This is a genomic window from Pseudomonas gorinensis, from assembly GCF_042015035.1.
In the GTDB taxonomy this organism is placed as follows: Bacteria; Pseudomonadota; Gammaproteobacteria; order Pseudomonadales; family Pseudomonadaceae; genus Aquipseudomonas; species Aquipseudomonas gorinensis.
This window is the reverse complement of sequence record NZ_CP167125.1, coordinates 3234557-3247348: the sequence shown is the minus strand read 5'-3', so window position 1 is coordinate 3247348 and position 12792 is coordinate 3234557. Positions and strand designations below refer to the sequence as shown.

Below are 12792 nucleotides of genomic sequence, written 5' to 3'. Positions count from 1 at the left end.
CCCCTCCTTCGATTACGCCGCCGTGTTTAGCTGGCTGCGCAGTTCCCTGCCCGCCCGTGCCGGCCTGGCCGTGATCCTGATCGCAATCCTCGCGCTCGCCAGTTCCTTGAGTGCCGGCTTGATCGCCTGGTTCAGCCAGGGCGACGCCGCCGCGATCAATACCGCAGGCTCGGTGCGCATGGAGACCTACCACCTGAGCTGGAAGCTCGCCGCCGGCGCACCGGCCGACGAGATCGACAGCATCACCCAAAGCCTGCAAGGGCGTCTCGATAGCCAGTCGCTCAAGGCCGTGCTCGAAGACGGCCCGCGCAGTGCGTTGTTGCAAAGCTACCAACAGATCCAGCAACGCTGGCACGATGACCTGCGTCCGGCCCTGGCGCGGGGTGACGCCGCCCTGTTCCAGGCCAGCGCACCGGGGTTCGTCGAGCAATTGAATCAATTCGTCAGCCTGTTGCAGCAACAGAGCGAACACAAACAAGGCTGGCAACAAGGCATCCAGGGCCTGGCGCTGTTCAGCACCCTGATCATCCTGTTGATCGGCCTGTATGAACTGCAATACGGTGTGGTCAACCCCTTGCAGGAGCTGGTGCAGGCCACCCGGCGCTTTCGCGACGGCGACTTCAAGACCCGGGTCAACCACCGTTCCGAGGATGAACTGGGGCAACTGGCCCTGAGCTTCAACACCATGGCCGAAACCATCGAAGCCTCCCACCGCACCCTGGAAAGCCAGGTGCGCCTCAAGACCCTCAACCTGCAACAGGCCAACGCCGCCCTCGAGTTGCTCTACCAGAGCAGCCGCAGCCTGGCCACGCGCCTGGCGAATGCCGAGGGCCTGGATGAACTGATCCGACGCTTCCAGAAGCGCCTGCCTGGGCTGCGCCTGTCGCTGTGCCTGCAAGGCCACTTCCTCGCACCGGCCCAGCAGATGCTCGCCCTGCATGGCGGCGACAGCCGCAACGTCTGCGCCATCGGCGACTGCGCGACCTGCCAGAAACACAAGGTCGCGCCGCCCCAGGTGTTCAGCATCAGCAACCAGGGCTCGGAACTGGGCGAACTCAAGGCCCACTTCATCGACGGCCATGCGCCCCAGGACTGGGAGAAACAACTGATCCAGGCCCTGGCCAACCTGATCGGCACCTCACTGTCCCTCAAGCGCCAGCGCGAGCAGGACCACCGCTTGCTGCTGCTCGACGAACGCACCATCATCGCCCGCGAACTGCACGACTCCCTGGCCCAGGCGCTGTCGTACATGAAGCTGCAAGTCAGCCGCATGCAAACCCTGATCCGCCGCGGCGAACCGGTGGAGACCCTGGCCACCGTCACCGCCGAGCTGCGCGACGGCCTGAACAATGCCTACCGGCAACTGCGTGAGTTGCTCACCACCTTTCGCCTGCAAATCCACGATGCCGGGCTGGTGCAGGAACTGCAGGACACCGCTGAAGAGTTTTCCCGGCGCGGCGAATTCCAGGTCCACCTGCACGTCGACGCCCTGGCCTTCCAGCTATCGGCCAGTGAGCAGATCCACTTGCTGCAAATCACCCGCGAAGCCCTGTCCAATTGCCTGCGCCACGCCCATGCGCAAAACGCCTGGCTGCAACTGCGCCAGGAGGGCGAGACCGTCAGCCTGTGCATCGAAGACGACGGTCGTGGCTTTTGCGGCGACGTCGATCAACGTGAACACCACGGCCTGACCATCATGGACGAGCGCGCACGCAGCCTGCACGGCCAACTCGACATCAGCCCACGCGAGCCCCAGGGCACGCGCGTGCAATTGCGTTTTCACCCGGAATTCCTCGGGCAACCTCTACAAGGCACCCACGCATGAACACACCCACTCGCCACCGCATCCTGCTAGTCGACGACCACCCGATGATGCGCCACGGCATGCGCCAGATGCTGGAACTGGAAGACGACTTGCAGGTAGTCGGCGAGGCCGGTAATGGCCAGGAAGCCCTGGACCAGATCGACACGCTGCAACCGGACCTGGTGCTGCTGGACAACAACATGCCGCAAATGAACGGCCTGGAAACCCTGCGCCGCCTGCGGGCCATGAACTATGCGGGCAAGGTGTTGCTGTTTACGGTGTCCGACGCTGAAGACGATATTCGCGATGCCCTGCGCCTGGATGCCAACGGGTACCTGCTCAAGGACATGGAGCCGGAGTTGGTCGTCCAGTTCATCCGCGATGCCTTGCAGGGTGCCTTGGTGATCAGCCCTGGGTTGACGCGGGTCCTGGCCCAGGCCCTGCGCTCGCCGCAACCCCATGCGGCGGTGGAGTTGACCGAGCGGGAGCGGCAGGTGTTGAAGACGATTGCCAGTGGGCATAGCAACAAGGTGATCGGGCATAAGTTGGGGATTACCGAGGGGACGGTGAAGGTGCATGTGAAGAATTTGCTGCATAAGTTGGGGTTGCGGTCGCGGGTGGAGGCGGCGGTTTGGGCGATGGAGCATTTGCGGCAGGCGGGGTGAGGTTTTTTTGGGGTGGGGTTGAGTACATATCCGTTATTTAGGTGACGGCCACTGGCGGTTCCGCCCTTACGGCGGGTCACTTTTGTGTATGGACCGGACACATGGTTGACGGGTGTGCGGGGACATGGTGGACACTTTTCGGCGAGCCAATTTCGCCGGAAAGCCATCATGCCCTGGGACACGAGAGATGCCATGAGCCTGAAAGAAGAGTTTGTTGCCTTAGCAGGGCAACCCGGCAGCAACAAACGAGAACTATGCCGACGGTTCGGTATCAGTCCGCAGACGGCTTACAAGTGGCTTAACCGCTACGCGACGCTCGGCCATTCAGGGCTGCAAGATAAATCCCGAAAACCGGCTACCAGCCCCAAGCTGACCACGCCGGCCCTGGAAGCGCAGGTCATAGCGCTCAGACAAGACCATCCAGCATGGGGTGGGCGCACGATCAGCAGCCTCTTGAAAAAGCAGATTGCTCCCAGCACCGTTACCAATGTCCTGCACCGGCACGGGCTGATTCAGCCGACTACGAAGGAGCAAGAGGCAAAGCTGAGGTTTGAACACGAGGCGCCCAACAATCTTTGGCAGATGGATTTCAAAGGGCATTTCCCGACGCAAGAAGGCAGATGCCATCCCCTGACTTTACTGGACGACCATTCACGTTTCAGTTTGGCTATTCAAGCTTGTGATAACGAGCGTGGAGCCACGGTGAAAGAAAGGTTGACCGAGGTATTCCAGCGCTTCGGATTACCGGCTCGCATCAACGTTGATAACGGACCGCCTTGGGGCTCTCCACGTAACCCTGGTGAAATCACAGAGCTGAGTATCTGGTTGATTCGTCTGGGTATTCGGATCAGTTTCAGCCGCCCTTACCACCCACAAACCAATGGAAAGATTGAGCGTTTCCATCGCTCACTCAAGGCCGAAGTACTTGAAGGGCGTCAGTTTTCCACGCTCAAGGAAGCTCAAGCAGCATTTGATCGGTGGCGTGATGTTTATAACCTGCAACGGCCCCATCAGGCGCTGGACTACAAGGTGCCTATGGACCGGTATAGAGCCAGCCCATGGGCTTATCCGCAACAGTTACCAACCTTTGAGTACGGACCGGACGACGTATTAGCCAAGGCTTATCACAGCCGTTTTCGTTTTCAGAAACGCTACTTCAGCATCGCCAAAGGTTTGGCTGGGCATCACATCGCAATACGGCCCAACACTGAAGGTGATGGACTGTTTGACGTGTTTTTCTGCCATCACTTCCTACGAACGATCGACGTGAGCAAACCTGACTATGGTCCATAATGTGTCAACCATGTCCCCGCACATGTGTCCACCATGTGTCCGGTCCATACAGGCTCTTTTCCAAAGTGACCCGCCGTAAGGGCGGAACCGCCAGCCGCCGTTACCGCAGCAACGGATATGTACCCGATCTAATCCAAAAAAAATGGTCGGCCCAAAGGCCGCCATCGGGGCAAGCCCCCTCCCACACTTAACCGAGTACACCAGCCACAACTCCGGTCGGTTCCAGGACCGCAAAAGCCAGAACAAAACCAAACCGAAATTTACCTGATGGATGCAGATCCAAATGTGGGAGGGGGCTTGCCCCGATACAGTGGATCAGCCACAGGTGCATCAACTGACACGCCCACATAGGCTCACAACCCCCGCAAGAGGTACCCCCACAGAGGCATATCAACCCCGCGCCAAGCCCCCTACGCTACCCCATTGCGGAGGCCCAAACATGCTCACCCATCCCCACATTGTCCTCACCCTGCGTCGCCATCACCTGTTCAGCCAGCTCCCGGAAAAAACCTTCCAGGACGTCTGTACCCTGGCCAGCCTGAAGCGCCTGCCCAACCACACGCCACTCATGCACCAGGGCGATGCCGCAGACCGTTTTTTCCTGCTGGTCAGCGGTCAAATCAAGCTGCACCGTGTCACGGGTGAAGGCCAGGAACACCTGGTGGAAGTCATCCAGCCCGGCCAGACCTTTGCCGAAGCCCTGCTGTTCACCCAGGCCAAGGCCTATCCGGTGAGCGCCACCGCGCTCAAGGACAGCGTGCTGGTCAGCATCGAAGGCCAGCATTACCGCCGCGCCCTGGAGGACCAGCCAAAAATCTGCCTGGCGATCCTGGCGAGCATGAGCATCCACCTGCACCAACGCCTCAAGGACATCGACACCCTGACCCTGGCCAATGCCAGTCGCCGGGTGATCAATTTCCTGTTCCAGGAGCGCGATGCCGTCAGCGGCGAGGTGGTCTTGCAAGTGCCTAAGCGCTTGGTGGCGTCGAAGCTGGGTATCCAGCCGGAGACCTTTTCAAGGATCCTGCACCGGCTGGTGGAAGGCGGGATGATCGAGGTGCAGCGGCGTACCATTCGGATCGTGTGTGAAGAGCAACTGATGAGCTACCAGGCCGGCTGACTCAATGGCCGCTGTGGGCCATGCCCGCTGGCTGTTGCAATAGTGCCAGGTCGATCTCGGCAAAGCGCAACACGTGCCCGCCGGTGTCCGTCGCGACCTTCTGCGCCTTGGCCTCATCGGCAAACGAGGCCAGCACCACGCCCATTGCCCCCTTGAGACCGGTGCCGATCACGTAAAAGGCGCTGCGGGCGTCGATCAGGTGCATATCATTGGGCGAGTCCCACGGGCTGCGGCCCATGTCGTGCACATACAGCTTGGCGTCGTCATGGTGGTTCTCCGGTTGCAGCCACCAGCCGAGCATTTCGGCGGTGGAGCAGAATTTCTTCACCGCGCCCTGCTCCACCACCTGCCCCTTGGGCCCGGGGAATTCGTTGATAACCATGCCGCACACGTGGCACTCATCGTTGGGATGAAATGCCACCGGCGCGTCACTGAAACTCGACGCCTGTTCCTTATCGCACGCCGTCAGCAGCAAACCGACCAGCAAGGCCGCCAGTACCCGTGTCTTGAAACCCATATCACTTACTCCAGCCGTCAAAAAAATCGTCAAGCGCCGCGGCGCAGAAACATCCCATAGGCCAGCGCCAACGGCCCGGCCACCCAGGCCAACAAACACGCCCACAGGGCCTGCGGCGGTACGTCGAGGTCCGTGCCCAGGGCCATGACCCCGATGGACTGTGTGCCCGTGCCGAAGCCGGACAGGTTGATCAGCCGATACACGTCGGTAGGGTTGAGCAGCAACAGCCAGGGCAACCCCTGCGGGTTGAACTGGCCCTTGCCGACCACCAGCAGGGCCAGCAGCGCCAGGTCGAACACCAGCACAAAGAAAAACCACACGCCCAGGGCCAGGCCGGCAGCCGTGGATTTTTCCGCGCAACGGCTGCTCAGGGCATAGGCCAGGCCGAGAAACACCCAGCCCAATAACGTCGAGGTCAGCATGAAACGGCCAAACGCCCAGAGCAGCACGCCGAGTTCGACGTCATCCACCAGCAGCGCGATGGCAAGCATCGCGCAGCCAAACCCGAGCACCGTGGCCAATGCCAGGATCAGGCCGTGGCCGACAAACTTGCCCAGCAGGATTTGCCCGCGTCCCAGGGGATAGGTGAGCAACAGCAACAAGGTGCCGCTTTCGTCCTCGCCGACGATGGCGTCATAAGCCAGCAACAACGCAATCAGCGGCATCAAGAAGGTCGCCAGGCTGGCCAGGCTCGCGATGGTCGCGGCAATCGAGGTGAAGCCCAGTTGCCCGGCGGCGGCGGCCCCCAGCCACGCAATACCGATGGCCAGCACCGCGAACAACAGGCTGATCGCCAACAGCCAACGGTTGCGCAGGCCGTCGCAGAACTCTTTGCGCGCCATGTTCCAGACCGGGCTCATAACGCCGCCTCCTGTGCCGTGATCTGGTGGCTGTTCATGTAATGGCGGTAAAGGTCTTCGAGGGAAGGCGCGAGGATTTCCACATCGCTGGGGCTGTCTTCGGCCAGCAACTGGCGCAGCAGTTCCACCTTGCTGCCGTTGCACGCCGCCACCTGCAACCCTTCGTCGCCCCAGGGCCGGGTCACATGGCCGGCAGCGCTCCAGCGCTTTTGCAGCACCTCGACACGCTGCAAACCGCTGCCGCGGATCAACGTCGGCAAGCCGGCCTCGGCACGCAGTTGTGCCAGGCTGCCCAGCGCCAGCAGGCGGCCCTGGGTGAGGATCGCGGCGCGGTTGATATGCGCTTCGACCCCCGGCAGCACGTGGGAACACAGAATGATGCTGGTCCCCGCGGCGCGCAGGCGGTCGAGCAGGCGATACAGGTCTTGGGTCGCGAACGGATCGAGACCCACGGTAGGCTCGTCGAGCAGCAACAGGCGCGGCTCGCCGAGCAGGGCCTGGGCCAACCCCAGGCGCTGGCGCATGCCTTTGGAATAGGTCTTGACCCGTCGCGTGGCGGCCGCTGTCAGGCCGACGTCCTCCAGCAGGCTGTCGACCTGATGCATCGGCGCGCCCTTGAGCCGGGCAAAGTGGCGCAGGGTCTCCACGCCACTGAGCTGCGGGTAGAACGTGACGTTTTCCGGCAGGTAACCGAGCCAGCGGCGCACGTGGGGATCACTCGGTGCACGGCCGAACACCCGCACCTGGCCGGCACTGGCGCGCAGCAGGCCGAGGACCAGTTTCATCGCGGTGGTCTTGCCCGCGCCGTTATGCCCGAACAGCCCCAGCACTTCGCCGGGGGCCAGGTTCAGGTTCAGGCCGTGCAGCACCGTGGCACGTCCATAGCGTTGGCTGACGCCGTCGATCTCGACCACGTTCATCAGGCAGGTTCCTTATGTGAGGGGGCTTGCATCAGGGGGTGGCTGTCCATCACCCCCGGCGACTTCATCACCGGGAACGCGCGTTGTACCCAACGCAGCAACTCGATGCCGGGGCTGTTGAGCAACAGGCGCACCTGGGGGTAGAGCCACATCAGGCGGTCGACGTTGTCATTGGGCTCGTAGGCCACGTCGCCCAGGCCATCGCCGTTGCGGTCCCAGCCCAGGTAGTCGCTCCAGTAGTTGCCCCGCCCGTCCGCCGACCATTCCTGCAAGCGGCTGGCGACGTACTTGACCTGACGCTGGTTGTCGACAAACGCGTTGCCGGCAATGCGGTTGTCTTCTGAGCCGGCGGTGAGGTGAATGCCCACTGCGCTGCGCGCGAAGCGGTTGCCTTCGATGCGGTTGAACAATGAGTTATAGATAAACAGCGCCTTGCCTTCGCCGCCGGCAATCATGGTGTCGCCGGTGGAGCCGTCGCGCACATCGGTAACGACGTTGTCCTGCAAGGTGGAATAAGTGATGTAGTTCATCAGGATGCCATAGTTCTGGTCCTGTTCGGAGCGGTTGCCGGTCACCGTCAGTTGGCGGCTTTGCATCAAGGCATAGCCGGTGCGTGTGCGGCGGGTGGTGTTGCCCAGTACCCGGTTGTCGTTGGAGAACATGTAGTGGATGCCGTAGCGCAGGTCTTGCAAGGTGTTGCCTTGCAGCAGGTTGCCGTTGGAGGTGTCGATGTAGATGCCATCGCGGGTCTCGCGCACCTGGTTATCGATGACCCGAGCGCCGTGCACGGCGTACAGGTGGATGCCGTTGCCACGGTCCTGGGAGCGGATCGAGGGGTCACCCTGGATGCGGTTGTCGAGCAGGCTGACGTCCGCGGTGCCGTCGACCCAGATGCCAAAGCCCGGGCCCTGCAGGCGATTGCCGCGCACCTTGGCGCGTTGGGCGTCGGCCTGGATGAAGATGCCGGCGTTCATGGCGGTGAGGTCACGCCCCCAATCCAGGAAGGTGCAGCCCTCGACGCTGACATCCGGCGCGCCGATGAGCAGGCCGTTGCCCTGCCCTTCAGCCTGGAACACGGCGCCGGGCGCGCAGGTCAATTGCAGCGGTTGGTCGATGCGGAACGCGCCCCGGTATTCGCCGGCAGGCAGGCGCCAGCGGTCGGGGCCGTCGGCTTGCAGGGGCAAGTCGGTGATGGGACGTACGGCAGCGTTCACCCCGAACGAGAGCAGTGCGAGCCCTATCAAGGTGATGAGTGATCGAGCCACAGTGATGTCCTTAAACTGAATGCAGTCCAATGTGGGAGGGGCGGTGCGACGATTCGACTTGCTCCCGATGGCGGTGAATCAGCCACGGATGCATCAACGGATACACCCCCATCGGAGCAAGCCCACCTCCCACCTTTGTCCTGCGGTGTGCCTTGGTCAGGCGTGCTCGACCTTCATCCGCCCCACCATCTCCATATGCAGGGCATGGCAGAACCAACTGCAGTAGTACCAATGCAGCCCCGGCTTATCGGCGATGAAGGTGATGGAGGAAGTCTGCTGAGGGCTGATCTCCATGCTCACGCCGTGGTTGACCATGACAAAGCCATGGGTCACGTCCTCGATCATGTCGATATTGGTGATGGTCACGGTGACTTCATTGCCCTGCTTGACGGTGAATTCCCCCAGGCCGTAGGCCGGGGCCATCGAGGTCATGTACACGCGCACCTTGTTGCCGTCGCGAATCACCTTGTTATCGGTTTCCAGCTTGATCCCGTCCTTGGCGGCGATGGCCACGGTTTCGGCGAAGAATGGATCGTTGCGGTCCCAGATGGTCCTGGTCTTGATCTGGTCGCGGCGCGCCATCACGCAGTCATGGGGTTCGGCAAAGGCCGGGCCGTCGTGGACCAGTTTCATCTCGTCGCCGGAGATGTCGATCAACTGGTCGTTCTCCGGGTGCAACGGGCCGGTGGGCAGGAAGCGGTCCTTGGAGAACTTGCTCAGCACCACCAGCCACTGGCCGTCGGCGTCGCGGGTTTCGGTCAGCGACGCATGGTTGTGGCCCGGCTGGTACTGCACATCGAGCTTCTGCTTGATGTAGTTGACCTTCTCGCCGCCGTAGGCGCGGATGGCTTCGGCGATGTTCCACTTGACCACCTGGCTGTCGATAAACAGCGTGGTGTAGGCAAAGCCGCGCCCATCGTAAGTGGTGTGCAGCGGGCCCAGGCCCAGTTCCGGCTCACCGACCACCACACCGCGCGGGTCGGCGATCTTGCCGCTGAACAGGTCGTCGAGCTTGTCGATGGCAATGATGGTGCAGGTGGGCGACAGCTTGCCGTTGGCGATGAAGTACTTGCCATCCGGCGAGGTGTTGCAACCGTGGGGGTTCTTCGGCACCGGGATGTAACGGGTGAACTCGCTGTCCTTGCCGTCCTCGGATTTGCGCCCGTCCACCACCGGCACCTTGGCGCCGTCCACACTGATGAACTTGCCGGCCTTGATCGCCGCTTCGATGCGCGGAATGTTGAACACCACCACCCAGTCGCGCTCGTTGCGCATCATGCCGGCGAGGTCGGTGGCCTTTTCCGAGTTGTAGCAGGTGGCGGCTGCGTATTTGCCGGTGTAGTCCATATCGGCATTATCGAGGTTGCCGTCGACGATCACCTGGAAGGCCATTTCCATTTTCTCGGCGTCGATGGCGTTGAACATGGTGAAGGCGTTGCGGTCTTTCAGGTCGAAATTCTTGCCGTCATTGGGGTGCGGAATGATGAACTCGGCGTTGCAGAACACGTACTTGGTGTAGGGCACTTTTTGCAGGCGCAGGCCGTGGATGGCCTGGGCATTCGGTACGGTGAGGATCTTGTCGCACTTCATGATATCCAGGCGGATACGCGCCACCCGGGTGTTGGCCTTGTCGTTGATGAACAGGTACTTGCCGTCGTACTTGCCGTCGGTGGTGGACAGGTGCGGGTGGTGGCAATCGCCGTTGGCGTACCTGGCGCCCTCCCCCAGGATGCGCTTGCTCTCGTTGGTCAGGCCCCAACCGGTGGCCGAGTCGATATTGAACACCGGGATACGCATCAGCTCGCGCATCGATGGAATGCCCAACACCCGCACTTCGCCCTGGTGGCCGCCACTCCAGAAGCCGTAGTAGTCGTCCAACTGACCGGGCTCCACATGGATTTTCGACTTGGCATCCTTGGCCGCCGCGGCAAAGGATTCACGCGTGAACACCGCGCTGCCAAGGGCCGAAGCCCCGGCCAATACTGCCCCGGTCACCGCCCCCGTACCGAGGAAACTGCGCCGGGTCAGGCCGTCATGGTTGTCGTCTGTATCGTTCATGGGTCGCTCCTTCAAGGGTTGGGATTTATCTGCACTACGGGAATCTGTACGGGGGCCGCCTTGTTGCGCTTCTTGCGCTTGTTGATCAGCGGCGGGCACTTGTTTTCGTTGTGCCAGGTCATCTGGCAGTCGAGGCAGTAGTGGCATTCATTGGCGTTGATATGGCCGTCCGGGTGGATGGCCTGGATCTCACATTCCTTGGCGCACAGCTGGCAGGGGTTGCCGCATTCCTGGCGGCGCTTGAGCCAGTCGAACAAGCGGAATTTGCTCGGGATCGCCAGGGCGGCGCCGAGGGGGCACAGGTAGCGGCAGTAGACTTTGCGCGTGAACAGGTTGATCACCAGCAATGCCACGGCGTAGAGCACGAACCACCACTGGCGGTCGAACTTGAGGGTGATGGCGGTCTTGAACGGCTCCACTTCGGCAAAACGTTCGGCGGTGGCCATGGACTCCAGCGACAGGCCGAACAGCACCAGCAGGATCAGGTACTTGATCGCCCATAGCCGCTCATGCACCGCGAAGGGCAATTCGAACTGGCGGATCTTCAGGCGGCGGGCGGCTTCGTTGAGCAGTTCTTGCAAGGCGCCGAATGGGCACAACCAGCCACAGAACACGCCGCGTCCCCACAGCAGGATACTGGCGGCGGTGAACACCCAGAGCATGAAGATCAGCGGGTCGGTGAGGAACAGTTCCCAGCGAAAGTCCTGGGCCAGTGCGTGCACGAAGGTCAGCACATTGACCACCGACAGCTGCCCCAACGCGTACCAACCGATAAACCCCACTGTAAATACCAGGTAACCGCGACGCAGCCAGTGCAATAGACGCGGACGACGCGCCAGGCTGTCTTGCAGGAACAGGATCACTGTGAGCAGCACCAACGCAACACCGAGCACCAGCACCTGGGTTTGTTTCTGGTACCAGATGCTCAGCCACAACGGGCGGTTGGCTTCATCGATCGCCGCTTGTTCCTCGGCGGTGGGCGGTAGCCGTTCCAGGTATTGTTCCGGCAGCTGGTAAGGCAATTCGAAGCTGCTGAAGGTGCCACTGACCGGCCCGGTCTGGCGCCGCACCAGCAACTCCAGGGTCCAGGGCGAACCGGGGTCGAACGCCGCCTGTGCCCGCACAATAAACACCGACATCTCGGTGAAGTCCGGCATGCCCGCGGCGTAGGCATCGTCGATGCGCCGGTGGTCGAGGTCGCGAAAGCTGATCACATTGCCGAACTGGCGCAACTGCACCCGATCGAAAATACCGCCTCGCACATAACCCGAGCCCTTGAACGAAAACAGCCCACGGCCCAGCACGGCGATGGCCTGCTCACCCGGCTTGAGCGCCTGCATCAACGTGGCGTAGTGCGCATCCCCCAACAGGTTACGGCCGATACTCGGCGGGTTGATGTCGGCCACATAGAGATCGATGAAAGTCTCATCGCCAGCCTCCCCCGCTTCGGCGGCGGTGTCCTTGAAGGCGGCGTCAACCTGGCCACGGGTCAAGAGCAGGCGGCGAATCGCGCCATTGCCGGTCAACTGCTCCCAGGTGGCGGGGGCAAATTGATCGGTGCGGATCAGCGCGGCTTTCTGTGGGGTCGCGGCCTTGCCGTCGATCAACTTGAGCGAGACCGCCACTTCATGGGCCGCGCGCATGACCACTTCGTTGACCACCATCGCGGTGACCGTGGCACCGGCAATCGCATCCACCGTCACGGCCTTGGGGTCACTGGAGCGCCCCACCACGACGCGTTGGCGCACGTCGACGCCGGCATAGTGGCCGGTGAACTCGTGGAGTTTGACCTCGGGGATGCCGATCAACAGGATGGGTTCGTGGTGTTCCAGTACGTAGGCGTCACGGATGATGCCGGCGGTGTCGAGGATCACCTGGGTATTGATGGGTTTGCCTGAGTAGGCGGGGATCGCCATCACGTCCAGGCTCTGGAATACGTAGCCGATGGGGGTGTTGGCTTGGGTGATGGTGCGGACGTTGAACTTGCCTTCGGGGGCGGAGACGGCGTCGTGCTGGGGGAAGGTTTTGTCGATGCGTTGCTGTTCGATCGCGCCGTAGGGTTGGGCGTGGGCGCTGGTGAAGAGGATGAGCAGCACCGACATGACCAGCCAGTGGAGTGTCAGGTGCGAGGAGCGGGCCATGGGATCCCTTTGTTGACGACGCTGAAGATGGGACCGATGGTAGGTGCGGTGATGGCGGGTAGCCCTTGATTGAAATCAAGTTGGTCAGAGGGGGGTGATTGGGGGTTCCGTGTACATATCCGTTTCTGCGGTAACGGCCACTGGCGGGT

At 61.9% G+C, this 12792-nt stretch carries 10 protein-coding genes; 4 read left to right on the top strand and 6 right to left on the bottom strand.

The genetic code is table 11. The annotated features are described in order from the left end of the window. Positions 1-22 precede the first annotated feature (22 nt). The 4 genes from AB7933_RS14920 to AB7933_RS14905 all read left to right on the top strand — a co-directional run bounded on the left by AB7933_RS14920 (position 23) and on the right by AB7933_RS14905 (position 4882). Positions 23-1825 (top strand): HAMP domain-containing protein, encoded by a 1803-nt coding sequence (locus AB7933_RS14920; RefSeq protein ID WP_041161181.1) that lies wholly within the window; start codon positions 23-25, stop codon positions 1823-1825. Next, the gene (narL, locus tag AB7933_RS14915; RefSeq protein ID WP_024075026.1) at positions 1822-2469 is read left to right on the top strand and encodes a two-component system response regulator NarL; all 648 of its coding nucleotides are present in this window, start codon (positions 1822-1824) and stop codon (positions 2467-2469) included. Before AB7933_RS14920 ends, narL begins: the two co-directional genes overlap by 4 nt. 168 nt (positions 2470-2637) lie before the next feature. Then, entirely contained in the window at positions 2638-3762 is a 1125-nt protein-coding gene (locus AB7933_RS14910; protein WP_024073683.1) for an IS481 family transposase, read from the top strand. Between the two features lie 439 nt (positions 3763-4201). After that, positions 4202-4882, top strand: coding sequence for a Crp/Fnr family transcriptional regulator (locus AB7933_RS14905; RefSeq protein ID WP_024075025.1), 681 nt, complete (start codon positions 4202-4204; stop codon positions 4880-4882). A gap of 1 nt (position 4883) precedes the next feature. On the opposite strand, the gene AB7933_RS14900 is transcribed toward AB7933_RS14905, so the two are convergent. The 6 genes from AB7933_RS14900 to nosR form a co-directional block, all read right to left on the bottom strand. Continuing rightward, positions 4884-5399 (bottom strand): nitrous oxide reductase accessory protein NosL, encoded by a 516-nt coding sequence (locus AB7933_RS14900; protein WP_024075024.1) that lies wholly within the window; start codon positions 5397-5399, stop codon positions 4884-4886. A 29-nt stretch (positions 5400-5428) separates the two neighbouring features. Beyond that, on the bottom strand, positions 5429-6259 hold the full coding sequence (locus AB7933_RS14895; protein WP_024075023.1) for an ABC transporter permease: 831 nt from the start codon (positions 6257-6259) through the stop codon (positions 5429-5431). Beyond that, positions 6256-7179, bottom strand: coding sequence for an ABC transporter ATP-binding protein (locus tag AB7933_RS14890; protein WP_024075022.1), 924 nt, complete (start codon positions 7177-7179; stop codon positions 6256-6258). Before AB7933_RS14890 ends, AB7933_RS14895 begins: the two co-directional genes overlap by 4 nt. Continuing rightward, positions 7179-8444: a nitrous oxide reductase family maturation protein NosD gene (locus AB7933_RS14885; RefSeq protein WP_024075021.1), complete on the bottom strand. Its 1266-nt coding sequence runs from the start codon at positions 8442-8444 to the stop codon at positions 7179-7181. The genes AB7933_RS14890 and AB7933_RS14885 overlap by 1 nt, the downstream gene beginning before the upstream one ends. A gap of 156 nt (positions 8445-8600) precedes the next feature. Next, positions 8601-10502, bottom strand: coding sequence for a TAT-dependent nitrous-oxide reductase (nosZ, locus tag AB7933_RS14880; protein ID WP_024075020.1), 1902 nt, complete (start codon positions 10500-10502; stop codon positions 8601-8603). Between the two features lie 11 nt (positions 10503-10513). Beyond that, the gene (gene nosR, locus AB7933_RS14875; RefSeq protein WP_024075019.1) at positions 10514-12643 is read right to left on the bottom strand and encodes a transcriptional regulator NosR; all 2130 of its coding nucleotides are present in this window, start codon (positions 12641-12643) and stop codon (positions 10514-10516) included. Positions 12644-12792 lie beyond the last annotated feature (149 nt).